The 19,356-nt window shown below is 75.9% G+C and carries 17 protein-coding genes; 5 read left to right on the top strand and 12 right to left on the bottom strand.

Annotated features, from left to right (window positions below):
• Nucleotides 1-8: 8 nt before the first annotated feature.
• Both BJ989_RS17075 and BJ989_RS04165 read right to left on the bottom strand, forming a co-directional pair.
• Entirely contained in the window at nucleotides 9-1,409 is a 1,401-nt protein-coding gene (locus tag BJ989_RS17075) for an Abi-alpha family protein (RefSeq protein WP_218848716.1), read from the bottom strand.
• Nucleotides 1,409-2,731, bottom strand: coding sequence for a DUF445 domain-containing protein (locus tag BJ989_RS04165; RefSeq protein ID WP_343049081.1), 1,323 nt, complete (start codon nucleotides 2,729-2,731; stop codon nucleotides 1,409-1,411). Before BJ989_RS04165 ends, BJ989_RS17075 begins: the two co-directional genes overlap by 1 nt.
• A gap of 229 nt (nucleotides 2,732-2,960) precedes the next feature.
• Between BJ989_RS04165 and BJ989_RS04160 the strand changes: the two genes are divergently transcribed.
• The 3 genes from BJ989_RS04160 to BJ989_RS04150 are packed head-to-tail and all read left to right on the top strand — an operon-like array spanning nucleotide 2,961 to nucleotide 4,758.
• Nucleotides 2,961-3,665 carry a hypothetical protein gene (locus tag BJ989_RS04160; protein WP_179517124.1) on the top strand — a complete coding sequence of 235 codons (705 nt, stop codon included), beginning with the start codon at nucleotides 2,961-2,963 and terminating at the stop codon, nucleotides 3,663-3,665.
• Nucleotides 3,662-4,372: a hypothetical protein gene (locus BJ989_RS04155; RefSeq protein ID WP_179517123.1), complete on the top strand. Its 711-nt coding sequence runs from the start codon at nucleotides 3,662-3,664 to the stop codon at nucleotides 4,370-4,372. Before BJ989_RS04160 ends, BJ989_RS04155 begins: the two co-directional genes overlap by 4 nt.
• Nucleotides 4,369-4,758, top strand: a complete 390-nt coding sequence (locus BJ989_RS04150) for a response regulator (protein WP_179517122.1) — start codon at nucleotides 4,369-4,371, stop codon at nucleotides 4,756-4,758. The genes BJ989_RS04155 and BJ989_RS04150 overlap by 4 nt, the downstream gene beginning before the upstream one ends.
• Before the next feature lie 119 nt (nucleotides 4,759-4,877).
• Here the strand turns inward: BJ989_RS04150 and BJ989_RS04145 are convergent, their stop codons facing one another.
• The 4 genes from BJ989_RS04145 to dnaK all read right to left on the bottom strand — a co-directional run bounded on the left by BJ989_RS04145 (nucleotide 4,878) and on the right by dnaK (nucleotide 9,204).
• On the bottom strand, nucleotides 4,878-5,342 hold the full coding sequence (locus BJ989_RS04145) for a heat shock protein transcriptional repressor HspR (protein ID WP_179517121.1): 465 nt from the start codon (nucleotides 5,340-5,342) through the stop codon (nucleotides 4,878-4,880).
• Nucleotides 5,342-6,544, bottom strand: coding sequence for a DnaJ C-terminal domain-containing protein (locus tag BJ989_RS04140; RefSeq protein ID WP_179517120.1), 1,203 nt, complete (start codon nucleotides 6,542-6,544; stop codon nucleotides 5,342-5,344). Before BJ989_RS04140 ends, BJ989_RS04145 begins: the two co-directional genes overlap by 1 nt.
• A 58-nt stretch (nucleotides 6,545-6,602) precedes the next feature.
• Nucleotides 6,603-7,250: a nucleotide exchange factor GrpE gene (gene grpE, locus BJ989_RS04135; protein ID WP_179517119.1), complete on the bottom strand. Its 648-nt coding sequence runs from the start codon at nucleotides 7,248-7,250 to the stop codon at nucleotides 6,603-6,605.
• A gap of 94 nt (nucleotides 7,251-7,344) precedes the next feature.
• The gene (gene dnaK / locus BJ989_RS04130; protein ID WP_179517118.1) at nucleotides 7,345-9,204 is read right to left on the bottom strand and encodes a molecular chaperone DnaK; all 1,860 of its coding nucleotides are present in this window, start codon (nucleotides 9,202-9,204) and stop codon (nucleotides 7,345-7,347) included.
• Between the two features lie 264 nt (nucleotides 9,205-9,468).
• Between dnaK and BJ989_RS04125 the strand changes: the two genes are divergently transcribed.
• Both BJ989_RS04125 and BJ989_RS04120 read left to right on the top strand, forming a co-directional pair.
• Nucleotides 9,469-10,314 carry an aldo/keto reductase gene (locus tag BJ989_RS04125; RefSeq protein ID WP_179517117.1) on the top strand — a complete coding sequence of 282 codons (846 nt, stop codon included), beginning with the start codon at nucleotides 9,469-9,471 and terminating at the stop codon, nucleotides 10,312-10,314.
• A 155-nt stretch (nucleotides 10,315-10,469) separates the two neighbouring features.
• On the top strand, nucleotides 10,470-11,684 hold the full coding sequence (locus BJ989_RS04120; RefSeq protein WP_179517116.1) for an MFS transporter: 1,215 nt from the start codon (nucleotides 10,470-10,472) through the stop codon (nucleotides 11,682-11,684).
• A gap of 19 nt (nucleotides 11,685-11,703) precedes the next feature.
• Here the strand turns inward: BJ989_RS04120 and BJ989_RS04115 are convergent, their stop codons facing one another.
• From BJ989_RS04115 to BJ989_RS04090, 6 genes are all read right to left on the bottom strand, one after another.
• Nucleotides 11,704-12,282: a hypothetical protein gene (locus BJ989_RS04115; RefSeq protein ID WP_179517115.1), complete on the bottom strand. Its 579-nt coding sequence runs from the start codon at nucleotides 12,280-12,282 to the stop codon at nucleotides 11,704-11,706.
• 54 nt (nucleotides 12,283-12,336) lie between these two features.
• On the bottom strand, nucleotides 12,337-13,656 hold the full coding sequence (locus BJ989_RS04110) for an MFS transporter (protein ID WP_179517114.1): 1,320 nt from the start codon (nucleotides 13,654-13,656) through the stop codon (nucleotides 12,337-12,339).
• Nucleotides 13,657-13,762: 106 nt separating this feature from the next.
• Nucleotides 13,763-15,205 (bottom strand): cytochrome P450, encoded by a 1,443-nt coding sequence (locus BJ989_RS04105; RefSeq protein ID WP_343049080.1) that lies wholly within the window; start codon nucleotides 15,203-15,205, stop codon nucleotides 13,763-13,765.
• Between the two features lie 221 nt (nucleotides 15,206-15,426).
• Nucleotides 15,427-16,632, bottom strand: a complete 1,206-nt coding sequence (hutI, locus tag BJ989_RS04100; protein WP_179517112.1) for an imidazolonepropionase — start codon at nucleotides 16,630-16,632, stop codon at nucleotides 15,427-15,429.
• Nucleotides 16,629-18,017, bottom strand: a complete 1,389-nt coding sequence (locus BJ989_RS04095) for a formimidoylglutamate deiminase (protein WP_179517111.1) — start codon at nucleotides 18,015-18,017, stop codon at nucleotides 16,629-16,631. Before BJ989_RS04095 ends, hutI begins: the two co-directional genes overlap by 4 nt.
• The gene (locus tag BJ989_RS04090) at nucleotides 18,014-19,243 is read right to left on the bottom strand and encodes an allantoate amidohydrolase (protein ID WP_343049079.1); all 1,230 of its coding nucleotides are present in this window, start codon (nucleotides 19,241-19,243) and stop codon (nucleotides 18,014-18,016) included. Before BJ989_RS04090 ends, BJ989_RS04095 begins: the two co-directional genes overlap by 4 nt.
• Between the last annotated feature and the right edge of the window lie 113 nt (nucleotides 19,244-19,356).

Below are 19,356 nucleotides of genomic sequence, written 5' to 3'. Positions count from 1 at the left end.
AGCCCCGGTCAGGCCTGGCTGGGCGGCTCGGCCGCGTCGCCCTCCGGCGGCAGCGCGTGGGCGGGGAAGCGCGCGGCGGCGGCGTCCTGCTCGTCGACCAGGACTGCCCGGCAGAAGTCCTCGCCGAAGGGCGTGAGGTGGATGCTGCGTCGCACGACCTTGGCGAAGCGCACCGAGTGCACCGCGTCGAGCACGTCGGGCTGCGCCTCGAGCACCTGGTAGTCCATCGGGTCCTGCAGGCTTTCGCGGCTGAACCACACCAGCCCGAGCCGGAAGAGGTTGTTGAGGTAGGACGGCACCTGCTCGGGCCACCGGCAGCCGGCGCGCGCGCCGATCATCGTCAGGCCGGGGGCGACCAGCTGCGAGCTGACCAGCCCGACCGGCCCGCCGGTGCGCACGTCGACGCTGGGCTGGGGGCCCTCGCGCAGGAGCAGCAGCAGGATGCGGGCCTCGTCGGGCGCGAGCTCGGAGAGGATGCGCCCGTGCGCCGGGTGCCCGGTCGAGGTGTCCCAGACGTCGCGCGAGCGCTCGAGCAGCTCGGCGCCGCGCCGGCGCAGCTCGGCGGCCGGGTCCGCGGGCAGGGCGGGGCGGCCACCGGGCCGGCGCGGGTGCGCGGCGCCGTGGCCGTCGGCCGGGGTGGAGCCGCGGACGCCGCCGACGAGCCCCGCGCCGGAGCCCTGCTCCGGCCCGCCGACCACGTCGCCCGGGACGACCGCGTCGGCGGCCGAGCCGCCACGCGCCCGGGTGACCCGCGCGCCGGTCCTGCCCCCCCGGCCGGCGCCGGTGGTGCGGCCGGGACGGCCGGCACGGGTGCCGTCGAGGGCGGTGCCGAGGTCGGCCCCCAGGTCGGAGGCGAGGTCGGCGGCGAGGTCGAGGACGGCGCGGGGCACCGGCACCCCGCCCGACACGGCCTTGGCGAGGTCGGCCACCGCGTGGGCGGTGTCGCTGACGTCGTGGGCGAGCGCCGCGGCCTCGTCGGCGTCGGTCACGGCCCGGGCCACGCGCCGCGTCGCCTTCACCGAGGTGCGCAGGCCCCAGCCCGTCGTGTGCCACCAGGTCGAGGCCGCGATGCGGGCGAGCCCGGGCAGGGCCTCCACCGCCGCGGCGAGGTCGGCCTCGCGGCCACCGGACGTCGCGCGGTCGCGGGCGGCGCCCCCCGGAGCGGTGCCGGCGCCCAGGCCGAGCGCGCGGTCGCGGGCCAGCGGCGCGGTGGGGTCGAGGTAGGGGTCGTGCGCCGGGTCGGCGCCCAGGAAGTCGTCGGCGCCCCGGTGCGCGTCGGGCCCACCGGTCTCGGCCTCGCGGGACGGGCGCGCCGGTCGGGCGGCCCGAGGCGCCGGGCCGGCGGGTGCGGAGGGGCCGGGGGGACCCGGCGTACGCCCCGGGCCGGGGTCACGCGGTGCGGCAGCCATCAGTGGGCCCTCCCCAGGGCGGCGAAGAGCGCGTAGTGCAGGAAGCCGCCGCCCGCTCCCATGATCGCGCCGTGGGCGTAGAGCATCCACTCGTCCTCCTTGATCGCCGAGCGCATCATCTCGACGAAGTCGCGGGGCGGGAGCTCCTTGGTGCGCCGCGCGATGAGCACCCGGATCTTGTCGGCCTGCTGGGCGGAGAAGGCCGGGTCGCGGAAGGGCGTGAGGGTGCGCCCGACGGCCTCCTGCGCGACCGACTCGCGGATGGTGTCGAAGCGGTCGGCGCCGATCGCGACGCGCACCGCGGCGCGGGCGGGCCCGGCGGCGCGGTCGATCGCGGGGCGCAGCGCGGTGGCGAGCATCGCGCGGGTGCGGTCGCCGCGGGGGCCGTCGAGCAGGAAGTCGCCGATGCGCTCGAGGGTGATGACGTCCTCGGCGATGATCTGGGCGTAGACCTCGGCAGCCTGCTCCTGGCGGCGCAGGAAGAGGCCGTGGGCCTTGACGCCCAGGATGCGGCGCGGCTCCGTCGGCTCGAAGATCAGCCACATGCCCAGCGCGTTGGTCACCCAGCCGACCACGACGCCCAGCACGGGCAGCGCCCACCAGGTGCCGATGGCGTGGTCGAGGAAGGCCACGGGGATGCCGAGCAGGAAGCCGAAGACGAAGCCGAAGGTGACCATGAGGTCGAGCTCGCGCTGGCCGAAGTCGCGGAAGATCCGCACCACGAGCGCGGGGTTCTTCCGGAAGTGGTCGATGACCATGATCTTGGGGTCGAGCAGCTGGTCGATGTGCACCCCGATCTCGTCGGTGACGCGACCGACGACGGCCGGCAGCTGCTGCTGCACCCGCTCGACGACGGCCTCGCGCACCGGGCGCGGCAGGTCGCGCCACAGCCGCGGGTGCTCGCGGCGCATCACCTCGTCGACGAGCTGCGGGATCTCGGGGCGGAAGACGGTGACGATGTGCTCGGCGATCCGGTCGGGCTCGAGCTGCTGGTAGAACTCCGCCGGCGTGCCCAGCTTGGCGATCGCCTTGTCGACGGCGATCGAGCCCATCTTGGCCGCCCGCGCCGGCACGATGCCCTGCCAGCCGACGCCGCCCTGCAGGATGCCGGGCACCTCCTGCACCTTGCGCGGCAGCACCCCGGCCAGCTCGCGCATCCCCGGGATCCTGACCCCGCGGAACTGCACGGGAGAGAAGAGCATCCACAGGCCCGACCAGTTGATGAGCCAGCCGATGACGCCCGTGAAGAGCGGGATGGTGGCGAAGTACCACCAGTCGACCTCGGCGAAGAAGTCCGCGACGACCTGCGACAGCCACGACACGCAGCCCACCGCCTCTCGCCGCCGCGGTGGCGCCCGCCACCGCCCGTGCGTCGGAGGGTAGTCCGTGGCCCGTCGGCGGGGGGAGGGTCGCGCGTGGACGACTGCGTCACGTGCGCGGGCGCAACGGATCCTCAAGACTGCGTCAAGGAGGCGTGTCGCGGCCGTCGCCTGCCTAGCGTGGGCACGTCGGCCGACCGGGCCGGCACCGGGGCGCAGCGGGAGGTGGCACGTGTCGTCGGCACCCGCGCTCGGGCACCTGCTGCACGCCGCCGTGCTGGGTCTCGGCGGCGTCGGCCTCGTCGCACTCCAGGCGCCCCGCGCCGCGCAGGCGCTCGGCCTGCTCCGCGCCCCCACCGGCGGCCACGACCGCCGCGTCGCCGAGCTGCGCCACCGCGCCGCGACCGGCACGCTCGCGGTCCTGGAGCGGCCGCCGGCGGGCGACCACCCGGCGTACGCCGCGCGCGCGGCCACCTGGACCCCCTTGGCCGCGACGAGCAGCGTCGCCGCCGCGGGCGTGCACCTCGCCGTGGCGCCGCTGCACCTCGCCGACCCGGCGCTGGCCGGCCTCTTCGCTCTCGCCGCGCTCGCGCAGCTGGGGTGGGCGCTCGCGGTGCTGGGGCTGGTGCCCGTGCCCCGCCGCGCCGGGCTGCGCGTGGCCGGCGCGGTCGTCCACGGCGCGTGCCTGGCCGCCTGGGTCACGAGCCGCACCACCGGCCTCCCGCTCGGCCTGCACGACGGCGCCGTCTCACCGGTCGGGCCGCTCGACCTCGTCGCCGCCGCGTGGGCGGCGACCGCTCTCGCCTGGTGCCTGCGGCCCGGCGCGGGCACCGACCTCGCGGCGCGGCGCGCACCGTGGAGCGGCACCGCCTGGGCGTGGCTCGCGGGCTGCGCCGTCGTCCTGACCACCCTCGGCACCTGGGGAGGGCACGCATGAGCTGGTGGCTCGTCGGCCTCGTCTGCAACTCCGTGATCATGGTCGCCTACCTCTTGATCACCCTGGCGATCGTGCGTCCGCTGGTGCGCAGCGGGCAGCTGCGCAGCAACCCCCTGGGCGCGGCGACCGCGACCATCTTCTTCACCTGCGCGGTGCACCACGGGGCGCACGCGGTGCACATGGTGATGCCGTGGTTCGGCGCCGACCTCGAGCAGGGCCTCGCCATGCGCGCCGCGTGGGGCTGGCAGCTCGCGCTGTGGGACGTCGTCGGCGCCGCCGCGGGCGCCTACTACTGGACGTTGCGGCGCAGCTACTCCTCCCTCATGGAGGGCGCCGCGCTCTTCCAGGACTTCCGTGCGCGCGAGCAGCAGGCGCTCGAGATCAACGACGGCGTGCTGCAGGGCCTGGTCGTCGCCCGGATGGCCCTCGAGCTCGGCGAGCGCGACCGGGCGATGTCGGCCCTCGACGGCGCCATCGCGGCCGCCAGCGGCATGGTCACCGACCTCCTCGGCGCCCACCAGCGCGGCGGCTCCGCCGGCCTGCTGCGCAGCAGCGCGGCGACGGTGACCACCACGCCGGCCCCCGCCGCGACCTCGACCCCGGACCAGCCCGGGATGCCGGACCGACCCGGAGCGGTGGGACGACCCGGGGCGTCGGGGGAGCCCGCGCAGCCGCGCGAGCCCGACCCGCCGGTGACCCTGCGGTGACCGCGCGCCGGGTGCTGCTGGTCGACGACACCGCCGACCTGCGCGACATGCTGCGGATGGCCTTCAGCCGCGCCGACGGCTTCGAGGTGGTCGCCGAGGCCGGCGACGGCCGCGCCGGCCTCGAGGTCGCCGCGCGCGAGCGGCCCGACGTCGTGCTGCTCGACCTCGCGATGCCGGTCATGGACGGTCTCGAGGCGTTGCCGGGCATGCGCGCCCTGCTGCCCGACGCGGTGATCGTCGTGCTCTCCGGCTTCGGCGCCGGCGCCATGGCGACGCAGGCGGTCGACCGCGGTGCCGACGGCTACGTCGAGAAGGGCACCTCGCTCAAGGCGCTCCTCGCCCGCGTCCGAGAGCTCGCCGACGCCCGCCTGCCCACGGCCGGCTGACCCGCCGTACCTCCCTCCCCTCGGTAGTCCGGCACACCTGCGCCCTCCCCCGTGGTCCGGAGGGCGGACCTGTGTCGGACTACCCCCCTCCGACGCACGCCCGCACCTGCGCCGCCCGGTCAGCGAGGGCGGCGCCAGACGACGAGGGACTGGCCGGGCTGCGGGCTGCGGAGCACGGGCAGCTTGTTGGTCGGCGCGCTCTGCGCGGCGGCACGGGCGGCGGCGAGCGCCTGGCGCAGTCCCTCGCGGGCGGCCTCGGCCTCGCGGGCGAGCTCGGCGTTGCGACGCTGCAGCGCGTCGACCTGGTGCTCGAGCTCGAGGATGCGGCGCACCCCCTCGACGCCGACACCGGCGGCGGTGAGCTCGGCGATCTGGCGCAGCCGCTCGACGTCGCGCGGGGAGTAGCGGCGCCCGCCGCCGCCGGTGCGGCCGGGCGTGACCAGGCCGAGCCGCTCGTAGGAGCGGAGCGTCTGCGGGTGCAGACCGGTGAGCTCGGCCGCCACGCTGATGACGTAGACGGCCGCGTCGGGTGCCGGGCCCTGGTGCGCGCCGGAGGACCGGCGCGGCCGCGACGCCCGCGCCATCAGGCGTCCTCGAAGAGGGCCTGCCGCCGGGGCTGCCCGGCCGTCGCCTCGCGATAGGCCTCGACCGCCGCACGCGCCGCGTCGTCGAGGACCGCCGGCACCTGCACCTCGACGGTGGCGAGCAGGTCGCCGCGGCTGCCGTCGGCGCGCACCACACCCTTGCCGCGCACCCGGAAGGTGCGGCCGTTGGGCGTGCCCGGGGGCAGCCGCAGGGTCACGGGCGCCCCGCCGAGCGTCGGCACCCGCACCTCGGCGCCGAGGGCGGCCTCGTCGAAGGACACCGGCACGTCGAGCGTCAGGTTGTCGCCCGAGCGGCCGAAGACGCGGTGCGGCGTCACCTTGACGGTGACGAAGAGGTCGCCGGCCGGTCCCCCGTGCTCGCCGGGACCGCCCTTGCCCCGGAGCCGGATGCGCTGGCCGTCCTTGACGCCGGCCGGGATGCGCGCCTGGATCGTGCGCGCGCTCGTGCCGCGACCCGAGCCGTGGCAGGTGGGGCACGGCTCGTCGTGCAGCAGCTGCCGACCGTGGCAGGCGGGGCACGTCTCGTTCATCGAGAAGGCGCCGCCCACCGAGGCGGTGACGAAGCCGGCGCCGTCGCACTGCGGGCACACCCGCGGCTTGGTGCCGGGCTTGCCGCCCGAGCCGTGGCAGGTGCCGCACGCCGCGTCGCTGGTCAGCCGCAGCGAGATCGTCACACCCTCGAGCGACTCGGCGAAGCCGATCGTCGCGGTGCTCTCGACGTCGGTGCCCTTCTGCGGGCGCCGCCGCCGGCCCCCGCCCGCGGCCCCGCCGCCGAAGAGGTCGCCGAACATGTCGCCGAAGCCGCCCGCCCCGCCCGGTCCGCCGGCGCCGCCGGGCCCCCCGGTGCGCTGCCGCAGCAGGTCGTCGAGGTCGAAGCCGCCGGGGAAGCCGCCGGCCCCGCCGCCGGCCCCGCCGAAGCCACCGGGGAAGCCACCGGGGTAGCCCCCGCCGGCCGCGCGCACCTGGTCGTACTGCTGGCGCTTCTCGGGGTCGCCGACGACGTCGTAGGCCTCCGCGACGCGCTTGAACTTCTCGTGCTTCGCCTCGTCGTCGGGGTGCGAGTCGGGGTGGTTGGCGCGCGCCAGCTTGCGGTAGGCCTTCTTGACCTCGTCGGCCGACGCGTCCTTCGCGACGCCGAGCTCGGCGTAGAAGTCCTTGCGGACCCAGTCGGCGTTGGTCACGGTCTCCTCCCCTCCCCTGGCGGTCGTACGTCGTGCAGTGCGGCTCGGCCCGCGGCGCTCAGGCCGGCGGGTCGACGACGAGCACCTGCGCCGCGCGCACGACGCGGTCGCCGATGCGGTAGCCGGCCTTGGCGACCACCTTGCACGTGGTCACCTCCACCTCGGCGTCCTCGCCGAGGTGCGAGAGCGCCTCGTGCAGCTGAGGGTCGAAGGCGTCGCCCGAGACGCCGAACTTCGTCAGCCCGAGCCGCTCGACGGTGCGCTCCAGCTGCTCGGCGACGGCGCGCAGACCCCCGTCGAGCTCGGTGCCCGACTTCTCCGCCGACTCGCGGGCCCGGTCGACGGTGTCGAGCACCTCGGTGATCGGTGCGAGCACGTCGTAGCGGGCGTTCTCCTTCAGCAGGTCGCGGTCGCGCTCGACGCGTCGCTTGTAGTTGAGGAACTCCGCCTGCAGGCGCTGCAGGTCGACGGTGCGCTCCTCGAGCGCCCGCTGGGTGGCGGCCAGCGGGTCGTCGGCCTCCGCCGCGTCGGCCACGCCGCCGTCGGCCGGCACGTCGTCGAGCGGCGTGGCGCTCGCGGCCTGCCCGTCGGCCGGGGCCTCGTGCTGCTGCTCGGCGTCGGTGCCGCCACCGGTGCCGGCGGCCGCCGTCGTGTCCTGCCCGTCCTGGGCGTGCTGCTCGTCCTGGGCGTGCTGCTCGTCGCTCACGTGGTCCTCCTGGGGAGCGGCCCCGGGGGCAGGAGCGCTGTGCTCCTGCCCCGGGGCCGGCGGGCCGTCGGCCGGCCGGCTCACGGCCGGTCGGTCACTTCTGGTCGTCGGCGGTGCCCTGCTCGGGCTCCTCGTCGACGATCTCCGCGTCGACGACGTCGTCGTCGGCGTCACCGGTGCCCGTGGCACCGCCGGCGGCCGCCTGGTCGGCGTCGGCCGCGGCGTACATCGCGGCGCCCATCTTCTGGCTGGACTCGCCGAGCTTGCTGATGCCGGCCTGGATCGTCTCGGCCGAGGCGTCCTCGTCGGCCAGCGTCGCCTTCAGCGCGTCGACGTCGCCCTGCACCTCGGTGCGGACGTCCTCGGGCAGCTTGTCGGTGTTGTCGGCGAGGAACTTCTCGGTCGTGTAGACGAGGCTGTCGGCCTGGTTGCGGACCTCGATGGCCTCGCGGCGCTTGGCGTCCTCCTCGGCGTACTGCTCGGCCTCCTTGACCATACGGTCGATGTCGTCCTTGCTGAGGGCGGAGCCGCCCGAGATCGTCATCGACTGCTCGCGGCCCGAGGCCTGGTCCTTCGCCGAGACGTGCACGATGCCGTTGGCGTCGATGTCGAAGGTGACCTCGATCTTCGGCACGCCGCGCGGGGCCGGCGGGAGGCCGGTCAGCTCGAAGTTGCCCAGCGGCTGGTTCTGCGACCACATCTGCCGCTCGCCCTGCGCGACCTTGATCTCCACCGACGGCTGGTTGTCGTCGGCGGTGGTGAAGATCTCCGAGCGCTTGGTCGGGATCGTCGTGTTGCGCTCGATGAGGGTGGTCATCACGCCGCCCTTGGTCTCGATGCCGAGCGAGAGCGGGGTGACGTCGAGGAGCAGCACGTCCTTGACCTCGCCCTTGAGCACGCCTGCCTGCAGCGCGGCGCCCAGCGCCACGACCTCGTCGGGGTTGACGCCCTTGTTGGGCTCCTTGCCGCCGAGCAGCTCCTTGACCAGGTCGCTGACGGCCGGCATGCGGGTCGAGCCGCCGACGAGGACGACGTGGTCGATGTCGGCGACCTTGACGCCGCCGTCGCGCAGCACGGCCTCGAAGGGCGCGCGGGTGCGCTCGAGCAGGTCGTGGGTCAGCTTCTGGAACTCCGAGCGCGTCAGCCGCTCCTCGAAGTGCAGCGGGCCGGACTCGCCGTGGGTGATGTAGGGCAGGTGGATCGTGGTCTCGGAGCTCGACGACAGCTCGATCTTCGCCTTCTCGGCCGCCTCCTGGAGGCGCTGCTTGGCGATCTTGTCGGCGCCGAGGTCGACGCCGTTGCCGTCCTTGAACTTCTTCACCATCCACTCGACGACCCGGTGGTCCCAGTCGTCGCCGCCGAGGTGGTTGTCACCCGAGGTCGCCTTGACCTCGACGACGCCCTCGCCGATCTCGAGCAGGGACACGTCGAAGGTGCCGCCACCGAGGTCGAAGACGAGGATCGTCTGGTCGTCGCCCTTGTCGAGGCCGTACGCCAGCGCGGCGGCCGTGGGCTCGTTGACGATGCGCGCCACGTTGAGGCCCGCGATCTCGCCGGCCTCCTTGGTGGCCTGGCGCTGCGCGTCGGAGAAGTAGGCCGGCACGGTGATGACCGCGTCGGTGACCTTCTCGCCGAGGTAGGCCTCGGCGTCGCGCTTGAGCTTCTGCAGCACGAAGGCGCTGATCTGCTGCGGGGTGAAGGACTTGTCGTCGACCTGCTGCTTCCAGTCCGAGCCCATGTGGCGCTTGACCGAGCGGATGGTGCGGTCGACGTTGGTGACGGCCTGCCGCTTCGCGACCTCGCCGACGAGGACCTCGCCGGACTTGGCGAAGGCGACGACCGACGGGGTGGTGCGGGCGCCCTCGGCGTTGGCGATGACGGTGGGTTCGCCACCCTCGAGGACGGCCACGACGGAGTTCGTCGTGCCCAGGTCGATGCCGACTGCGCGAGCCATGTGGATACCTCCGGATCTCGTCGGCAGCGTCGCTGCCGGGCTTCGTGGTGCGGGGTGCTGCACCGGTGGTGCGTGCGGACCAGTCTGCGGCGCAGACAGGCTGCGGACAAGTTGATTGAGTCGATCTGGCTCAAGTTGTCGCACTCGGCCCAACGCAGTGACAGGCGTTGCTGTTCCCCCGGAGCCCCCGCGACGGGGTGATCTGGGACACACTCCCCGGGGGTGCCGGGAACAACCAGGACCCGGGGCGCGGTTGCGCCCCGCATGACCGTCCCGAACCTCACCCTCCACGACCGGACGACCATCCCGCAGCTGGGCTTCGGCACCTACCAGGTGCCGCCCGAGGACACCGAGCAGGTGGTCTCGCAGGCCCTCGAGATCGGCTACCGCCACGTCGACACCGCGCAGATGTACCAGAACGAGGCCGGCGTCGGCGCCGCGCTGGCGGCCTCCGGCATCGCCCGCGACCAGCTCTACGTCACGAGCAAGCTGAACAACGGCTTCCACCGCCCCGACGACGCGCGGCGCGCCTTCGACGGCACGCTGGAGGCGCTCGGCCTCGACCGCATCGACCTGTTCCTGATCCACTGGCCGCTGCCGACGCTCTACGACGGCGACTTCGTCTCGACCTGGCAGACGCTCGCCTCCTTCGTCGAGGACGGCCGCGCGGCCAGCGTCGGCGTCTCGAACTTCGAGCCCGACCACCTCGACCGGATCGTCGCGGAGACCGGGGTCGTGCCGGTGGTCAACCAGGTCGAGGTGCACCCCTACTTCGGCAACGAGGCCGTGCGTGCGGCGAACGCCCGCCACGGCGTCGTCACCGAGGCGTGGTCGCCCATCGCCCAGGGCGCGGTGCTCGACGACCCGGTCCTGACCTCCATCGCCGAGGAGAAGGGCAAGAGCGCCGCCCAGGTCGCCCTGCGCTGGCACGTCGAGCGCGGCGACGTCGTCTTCCCGAAGTCGGTCACCCCCGAGCGCATGCGGCAGAACTTCGAGATCTTCGACTTCGAGCTCTCCGCCGACGAGGTGGACCGCATCTCGGGGCTCGACCGCGGCGAGGACGGCCGCACCGGGCCGCACCCGGCGACGTTCGACTACGTCCCCGGCTGAGCCACCACCCCGCACGTACGCCGCGCCGCACCGTCGGCGCACCGGGCCCGCTCCGCGCACCGCGGGGCGGGCCCGTGGTGTCTCCGGGGTCCTCGTCCGGAGGCCCGGGCCGCACCCGAGGACGGGCGCCGGCGCCGCTCGGCGAGGATGGGCCCGTGACGAGCGCCCCGCCCGAGCCGTTCCGGCTCCGCAGCGTCGCGCTGGCGGCGTACGGACCGAGCGTGGCGGCCTCGGTCGGGCACGGCGCGGTGCTGCCGGTGCTCGCGCTGCACGCCCGCGACCTCGGCGCGAGCGTCGCGGGCGCCGGGCTGGTCGTCGCGCTGCTCGGCCTCGGCGCCTTCGCGACCTCGCTGCCCGCCGGCGCGCTGGTGGCGCGCATCGGCGAGCGGCGCACGCTGGTCGTGGGCGGCGTCGTCGACGCGGCCGCGATGGCGGCGGCGGCGCTCACCGGCTCCGTCGTGGTGCTCAGCGCGGCCGTCCTGGCCAGCGGCGCCGCCTGGTCGGCCTTCCTGATCGCCCGGCAGGGCTTCGTCATCGACGCGGTGCCCGACGGCTCGCGCGCCCGTGCGCTCGCCGCGCTGGGCGCCAGCCACCGCGTCGGCGTGCTGGTGGGGCCGCTGATCGGCGCGGCGCTCATCGGCGTCGGCGGCATCCGGGCGGCCTTCTGGCTCGCGGTCGCGGCGTCGCTGCTCGCCGCGCTGGTCGCCCTCGCCGTCCCCGACCTGGGCTCCGGCTCGCGTGCGGAGCAGCGCGCGAGCGGCCACCTGCGGGTGCGCGACGTGCTGCGCGAGCACCGGCGGGTGCTGGTCACCCTCGGCTCCGCGGTGGTGGTCATCGGCGCCTCGCGCTCGGTGCGCTCGACGCTGCTCCCGCTGTGGGCCGACCAGGTGGGCCTCTCGGCCAGCACCACCTCGCTGGTCTTCGCGGTGGCCGCCGCCGTCGACATCGCGTTGGCCTGGCCCGGTGGCTGGCTCCTCGACACCCGCGGCCGCGCCGTCGTGGCCGTGCCGGTCGTGGCGACGACGGCCCTCGCGGGCCTGCTGCTCCCCTTCACCGCGTCGGCGTGGTCGGTGGCCGCGGTGGCGGTCCTGCTGGGGGCGGGCAACGGGCTCGGCTCCGGGATCGTGATGACGCTGGGTGCCGACTCCGCTCCGGTGGTCGGTCGAGCGCAGTTCCTGGGTGGCTGGCGGCTCGCCGGGGAGGCCGGCGGCTCCGGCGGTCCGCTGCTCGTCAGCGGGCTCGCCGCGCTCGTGCCGCTCGCGGCGGTCTCGGTGGTGCTGGGCGTGCTGGCCCTCGCCGGCAGCTGGTGGGTCGGCCGGCAGACCCGCGTCGTCGACCGGCGGCGCGCGGGCGCAGCGGCCGGCGGGTGACCGCTCGACCTGCGGGCGGTCAGCCGACCCGGACGGTGACCTCGTTGGACTCGACGCCGGAGTCGGTGTCGACCACGCGGAAGCGCGCCTCGCCTACCCGACCGGTCTGCACGTAGGTCGCGAAGGTCGACCCGGAGACCGAGACGGTGACCGGGAAGTCCGACCAGCTGCCACCCTCGAAGCGCTGCACCTGCAGGATCGCGCCCTCGCCGCCGGGGTAGGTGCCGGTGAGGTCGATCTGGCCCATCGGCGACACCGACGTCTGCCCGGCCGACAGCGAGATCTCGCCCGCCTCGGGCGACTCCGACTCGGTGGGCGACGGCTCGGCGGTGGGCGCCTCGACGACCTGCGTCGGCCCGCCGTCGGGCGCCAGCGTGACCAGCGGGCCCGAGGGGGGATCGGTGGGCGAGGGCGGCGGCAGGAAGAGGGTGTCGGCATCGGTGGCCTGCCCCGTCGACCCCGACGCCTCGCCGAGCCCGAGCACGCGGGTGCCGAGCAGCGTCGCGACACCGAGCACGACCCCGACGACGACCGCCACGGCGACGAGCGCCAGCAGTCCGGTCAGGACAGGACGGTCACGATCGGTCACGGTGGTCACGGCTCCCTGCGTGCGGCGTCCCGGTCCGACTCCCTCGGCCCGGCTTCGCGCCCATCATCCGGCAGTGGTGGTCGCCGACCAAGCCGCCCGCTCGGCGCGCGCCGCCCGCTCGGCCCGCTCGGCCACGGCGTGCGGGTCGGTGCGCGAGTCGTAGGACCAGAAGTCGCGCAGCGCGGTGGCCGTGAGCGCGACGCCGGCGACGCAGGCCACGCCGCCGCTCACGACGGCGCCGCGCACCGACCAGGCGTCCGCCACGAGCCCGGCGCGCGACTGCCCGCCCAGCGGACCGAGGGAGTAGGACAGCATCTCGATGCCGGCGAGCCGCCCGCGCACGTGCTCGGGGATCGTCTGGTTCCACACCGTCACGCGGAAGATGCCGCTCACGGTGTCGGCCGCGCCCGACATCACCAGGAAGCCCATCGCCACCCAGATCGACGGTGCGAGACCCGCGAGGGCGATGAACCCGCCGTACGTCGCGGCGGCGAGCACGATCGCCCGTCCGTGGTGGTGGACCCGGGCCGTCCACCCCGACGTCAGGGTCGCGAGCACGGCGCCGACGGTCTCGGCGGAGTAGAGCAGGCCGAGCAGCTCCGGGCGCGCGAAGACCTCCTGCGCCAGGGCCGGGAAGAGGACGACGGGGATCGCGAGCAGCATCGCGGCCACGTCGACGAGGTAGGTGCCGAGCAGGTCGCGGCGCGAGACGGCGTAGCGCAGGCCCTCGCCGATGCCCGCCAGGCTCGGCGGCGTCGTCTCGGCGGTGTGGGGGTAGGGACGCATCGCGGCGTAGAGGCAGCAGGCGACCGCGATCGCCACCACGTCGACCACGAAGCACCAGCCCACCCCGACGGTGGCGATGAGGAGGCCGCTGAGGCCGGGGCCCACGAGCAGCCCGGCCTGCATGCCGAAGCTGCTGAGCGCGCTCGCCGCCGGGATCTGCTCGTGGCGCACCGTGCGCGGCTCGAGCGACTCGCGCGAGGGCCGCTGCAGTGCACCGGCCGAGACCAGCAGCGCCGCGACCACGAAGACCAGCGCCACGCTGGGCTCGTCGCGGAACGCGTTGGCCGCCAGCACCCCCACCAGGACGACCTGCGCGAGACCCGTGCCGACCAGGAGCCGCCGGCGGTCGACGTGGTCGGCCAGCGCCCCGCCGTAGAGGCCGAAGACGACGAGCGGCACCAGCTCGACGAGGCCGATCGCGCCGACCGCGAAGTTCGAGCCGGTGAGGTCGTAGACCTGGTAGGGAACGGCGACGTAGGCCACCATCGCGCCCAGGTAGAACACGCTGCCGGCGACGAGGAGCAGCCGGTAGTCGCGCGACTCGCGCAGCGGGGTCGTGTCGAGCCGGATGGCTCGCACCCGGTCTCGCCAGCTCATGCCTCGCTCACGAGGCGGCATGCTGCCCGACCGGGCGCCCTCGGCGCGAACTCGGCGCGAACTGGGCGCGAACTGGGCGCGGACCCGGCGCGGGCTCGGCACGAGATCAGCGGCGCACCACCCGCACCCGAGCGCCGCGGCGGGGCACCGAGGTGATGTTGCGGACCTTGGGCTCGTCGTCGCCGCGGGCCGCCACGTCGTAGGTGCGCAGCACCTCGCGCAGCACCACGACGCCCTCCATCAGCGAGAAGCCGGCGCCGATGCAGCGCCGGACACCGCCGCCGAAGGGGATCCAGGTGTTGGCGGGCGGGTTCTGGCCGAGGAACCGCTCGGGGTCGAAGCGCTCGGGGTCGGGGTGGTTCTCCTCGCGCGCGTGTGCCAGCAGGATCGACGGCCCGACGGTGGTGCCGGCCGGGAAGTCGCGACCGGCGACGGTGGCGGGCCGCACCAGCGTGCGGACGACCATCGGGATCACCGGGTGCAGCCGCATCGACTCCTTGAGCACCGCGTCGAGGAAGGCGTCGCCCTCGCCGCCCGGCTCCTCCTCGGCCGCCGCGCGGGCACGGGCCAGCAGCTCGGGGTGGCGGCCGAGCTCGAAGAACGCCCAGGCCAGGGCCGTCGCCGTCGTCTCGTGGCCCGCGAGCAGCAGTGTCACGAGCTGGTCGCGCAGCTCCTCGTCGCTCAGCGGGGTCTCACCCTCGGCGCCGTCCGTGTCGTCGGTGCCGACCTGCAGCAGCCGCGAGAGGACGTCGGTGCGCTCGGCGAGGTCGCTGGCGGCGCGCCGCTCGCGGATCTCGGCGTGGATGAGCCGGTCGAGCTCACGCTGGTTGTCGACCGTGCCGCGCCACGGCGGGAGGCGCTGCAGGCGCGGGATCGACCAGCCGAGCAGGATGGCCGGGCTGATCTCCACCGTGCGGTTGACCCGCGGGCGCAGCGCCGCGAGCCGCGCCTCGTCGGTCACGCCGAAGACCACGCGCAGGATGACGTCGAGGGTGAGCCGGTTCATCCGGTCCAGCGAGCGGAACTCCTCGCCGTCGCGCCACGTCGCGACCTCGGCGGCGGCGACCTCCTGGACCAGCGCGGCGTACCCCCGGAGCGCCTGGCCGTTGAACGCCGGCATCAGCAGCTTGCGGGCGCGCTTGTGCTCGACGGAGTCCTGCAGCAGCAGCGAGTGCTCGCCCATGATCGGGCCGAGCACCGCGTTGCCCTTGCCGGCGTGGAAGACCTCGGGGTCGCCGGCGAAGATCTCGCGGGCGTGCTCGGGGCGGGTGAAGATCACCAGCGGCTGGCCGCCGGGCAGCAGCCGCACGGTGAAGACCTCGCCGTAGCGGCGGTGCACGGCCGGCACGAAGCGGTGGCGGAAGCGCAGCAGCCCGATCGTCTGCAGCAGCGACGGCCAGCGCGGGCCGGGCGGCAGCGCGGCGTAGTCGGGGCGCCCGCGGTGCAGCGAGCGCGGCCGGGTCGCGGCGAAGCGGCGCTCGGTGAGCCGGTCGACCTCGGCGTCGGCGTCGAGCACGTCGGGCGTGTCGGGGTGCTGCAGCGCGGTCACGGGACCTCCCGGGAGCGGACGGGTGGGGTGCGGACCGCCCACGCTACTGGACATCGGTTCAACAGACTAGACCCGGTCGCAGCCCTCGCTCCCGCGCCTTGCAACGCGGTGGGTCGGGCGCTTCCCCAGGGGTCGAGCGCTGGGGAAGCGACGCGGACACCGCGTTGCGAGGCGGAGGGCCCGGGGCGGGTCGTCGCTGGCGGGGCGGGTTCCCGGCTACCTCAGGCGCCGGCGACGGGCCGGCCGCCGCGCCACACGGCGTGCACCAGGGGCACGCCGGGGCGGTAGGCGAGGTGGACCACGGACGGCGCGTCGAGCACGACCAGGTCGGCCCGGGCGCCGGGGGCGAGCCGGCCGACGTCGTCGCGGTCGAGCGCCGCGGCACCCCCGGCCGTGGCGGCGTGCACCGCCTCCGCCGCGGTCATCCCCGTCTCGCGGACGGCCAGGGCGACGCAGAAGGGCAACGAGGAGGAGTAGCCCGAGCCCGGGTTGCAGTCGGAGGCGAGCGCGACCCGGACACCTGCGTCGAGCAGGCGCCGGGCGTCGGGGAAGGGCTGGCGGGTCGAGAACTCCACGGCCGGCAGCAGGGTGGCGACGGTGCCCGACGAGGCCAGCGCGTCGACGTCGGCGTCGGCGAGGTGGGTGCAGTGATCGACCGCGACCAGGCCCAGCTCGCACGCGAGCCGCACGCCCGGGCCCGCGGTGAGCTGGTTGGCGTGCAGCCGCCCCCGCAGACCCGCGCGGGCACCGGCCTCCAGCACGGCGCGCGCCTGGTCGGCGTCGAAGGCGCCCTCCTCGCAGAAGGCGTCGACCCACCGCGCGTGGGGCGCGCAGGCCTCGAGCATCGCGCCGGTGACGAGGGCGACGTACGCCGCCGGGTCGCCGGGGCGGCCGTCGGGCCCGGTCGGCACCACGTGGGCGCCGAGGAAGGTGGTCTCGTCGGTGAGCTGTCGGGCCACCGCGAGGATGCGCGCCTCGTCGCGGACGGTGAGGCCGTAGCCGCTCTTGACCTCGACGGTCGTCGTGCCCTGGCGCAGCATCTCGGCCACGAGCGCGGTGGCGCGGGCGAGCAGCTGCTCGTCGGTGGCGGCGCGGGTGGCCGCGACGGTGGTGCGGATGCCGCCCGCGGCGTAGGGCCGCCCCGCCATGCGCGCCTCGAACTCCTCCGCCCGGTCGCCGGCGTGGACGAGGTGGCTGTGCGAGTCGACGAAGCCGGGCAGGACGGCGCGCCCGCCGAGGTCGTGGGCCACGTCGGCGGCGGGCGCCTCGACCGCGCGTCCGGTCCAGGCGACGCGACCGTCCTCGACCACCAGCGCGGCGTCGTGCAGGCGGGCCAGGGGGTCGGCGGGGTCGGCCCCGGCCTCGTGCGCGCGCCTGGGGTCGTTCGTCGACAGCTCGCCGATGCCGGTGAGCAGGACGCTCGTCACCGCACCCCCTCGACCGCGGCCCCGGCCCCCGCCTCGACCTGGGCCCACAGCGCGGCCACCTCGCGGTCGAGGGCGCGGCCGACGTCGGCCCGGCCGTCCGCCGTCGCGACCACCCGCCCGTCGACGACCACCCGCACGACGTCGGCGGCGCTCGCCGCCCACACCGCGGTGTGCTCGTCGGCGCCGGTGCCGGCGGTCCGCGGCGAGGCGGTGTCGAGGGTGACGAGGTCGGCGCGTGCCCCCACCGCGATCCGCCCCGCGTCGGCGAACCCCAGGCCCGCCTGGCCGTCCGCGGCGGCTGCCGCGAGCAGCTGCGCGGCGCTCCACGACCCGCGCCGACCGGTCACCAGCCGTTCGTCGAGCTCCACGGCACGCATCTCCTCGAAGGGGTCGACGACCGTGTGGCTGTCGGTGCCCAGCGTGAGCACCGCCCCGGCGTCGCGCAGGGCGACCGACGGCCCGACCCCGTCGGCGAGGTCGCGCTCCGTGGTCGGGCACAGGCAGGCGCGCACCCGCGCGGCGCCCAGCAGCGCGACGTCGTCGCCGGTGAGGTGGGTCGCGTGCACGACCGTCGTGAGCGGGCCCAGCACCCCGCCGTCGGCGAGGAGCCGCGCGGGCGTGACGGCGTACGCCGCGCGGCAGGCGTCGTTCTCGGCCGGCTGCTCGGAGAGGTGGACGTGGAGGGGCCGGCCGGCCGCGGCGGCGGCGACCACGGGCAGCGCCTCGGGCGGCACGGCGCGGACGCTGTGGACCGCCGCGCCGACGACGACGCCGGGGTCGGCCTCGAGGTCGAGCAGGCCCGCGCGACGCTCAGCCCAGGTGTGCGCGTCGCCGTCGCCGAAGCGGACCTGCACCCCCTCGAGCGGGCGACCCGGCGCCGCGGTGAGGTAGCAGGTGTCGAGCAGCGCGATGCGCAGCCCGACCTCGCGTGCCGCGGCGACGACGGCGCGGGCGGCCGCGCGGGGATCGGCGTACGGCGTGCCGTCGGGGCCGTGGTGGAGGTAGTGGAACTCCCCCACGCTGGTCCAGCCGGCGGCGGCGACCTCGGCGAAGACGGCGCGGGCGAGGCGGTGGAGGCGGTCGGGGTCGAGGTGGGCGGCGAGGGCGTACATCTGCTCGCGCCAGGTCCAGAACGAGCCGGTCCCGCGCTGCGCCCGCCCGCGCAGCGCGCGGTGGAAGGCGTGGCTGTGGGCGTCGGCGAGACCGGGGAGCGTGAGACCGCCGACGCGCTCGGCGCCCACGGCGCCGGGGTCGTCGGCGGCGTCGGGCGCGACGCGGGCGAAGCGGCCGTCGACGACCTCGACCAGCACGTCGTCGCGCACGACCCCGTCGACCCAGGCGCGAGCCAGCAGCTGGGGGCGGTCGAGCACGCGGGGCGCGCTCATGCGGCGAGCCGAGCGAGGGCATCGGCGAGCGCCTCGACCCCGGCGAGGCAGTCGGGCACCTCGGCGTGCTCCTCGGGGCTGTGCGAGACGCCGGTCGGGTTGCGCACGAAGAGCATCGCGCTCGGCACGCCGGCGGCGGCCAGGACGCCCGCGTCGTGGCCGGCCTGGGTCCAGAGCACCGGCCACCCCCCGCGCTCGTGGCCCGCGGCCAGGCGCTGCGCGAGGTCGGCGTCGAAGGCGATGCGCGGGCTCACCGACTCAGCGGTCACCTCGAGCGCGGTGCCGTCGCGGGCGGCACGGTCGCGGGCCTGGCGCTCGATGCCGGCGACGAGCTGGGCCAGCGCCTCCTCGGTGTCGGCGCGCGCGTCGAGCCAGGCGCTGACGCGCGACGGCACCGCGTTGGCGGCGCCGGGGTGCACCTCGACCCGCCCGACGGTGGCGCGCTGACCCGCGAGGCGCGCCTGCTTGCTCGCGGCCAGGGCCGTCATCGCGAAGGTCAGCACCGGGTCGGCGCGGTCCTCCATGCGGGTCGTGCCGGCATGGTCGGCCCGGCCGGTGACGTCGAGACGCCAGCGCCCGTGCGGCCAGATGCCCGCAGCGACGCCCACCGGTGCGCCGAGGTCGACCAGCCCGCGGCCCTGCTCGACGTGGAGCTCGACGAAGGCCTCGACGTCGGCGAGCCAGCCCCAGCGCAGGCCGTCGGGCCCAGTGGCGGCGGGGTCGTCACCCAGGTCGGCGGCCGCCAGCGCGTCCTCGAGAGCGGTGCCGGCGGCGTCGCGGCGGTGGCGCACGTCGGCCCAGGTGGCCTGACCGGTGGCGAGCCGGGAGCCCAGGCAGGCCAGCCCGAAGCGCGAGCCCTCCTCCTCGACGAAGACCGCGACACCGACCGGGCGGGTCGGGACGGTGCCGCGCTCGCGCAGCAGGTCGACGGCCGCGAGGGCGGAGACGACGCCGAGCGGACCGTCGTAGGCCCCGCCGTCGGCGACGGAGTCGAGGTGGCTGCCGGTGAGCACCGGGCGCGCACCCTCCGTGCCGGCCGGGCGCCACCAGGCGACGAGGTTGCCGAGCGGGTCCTGCTCGACGGCCAGCCCACGCCGCTCCGCCTCCTCGCGGAACCACGCCCTAAGCTCCGCGTCGACCGCGGTCCACGGCTGGCGGTGGTAACCGCCGGTCGCCGCCGAGCGCCCCACCGGGGCGAGGTCGCGCCACATCTGCTCGAAGACCACCGGCCCATCCCAGCGGCGGGCGCGAGGCGGGTCAACGCCGCCGCGCGGGCAGGACATCTCGGATCCGAGACGCGCCCGGCAGGTCGGTGCCCTCTCCCCCGACCTCGGGCCGG

This window comes from Nocardioides perillae (assembly GCF_013409425.1).
Taxonomy (GTDB): Bacteria; Actinomycetota; Actinomycetes; order Propionibacteriales; family Nocardioidaceae; genus Nocardioides; species Nocardioides perillae.
This window is presented reverse-complemented; position numbering and strand designations above follow the sequence as displayed.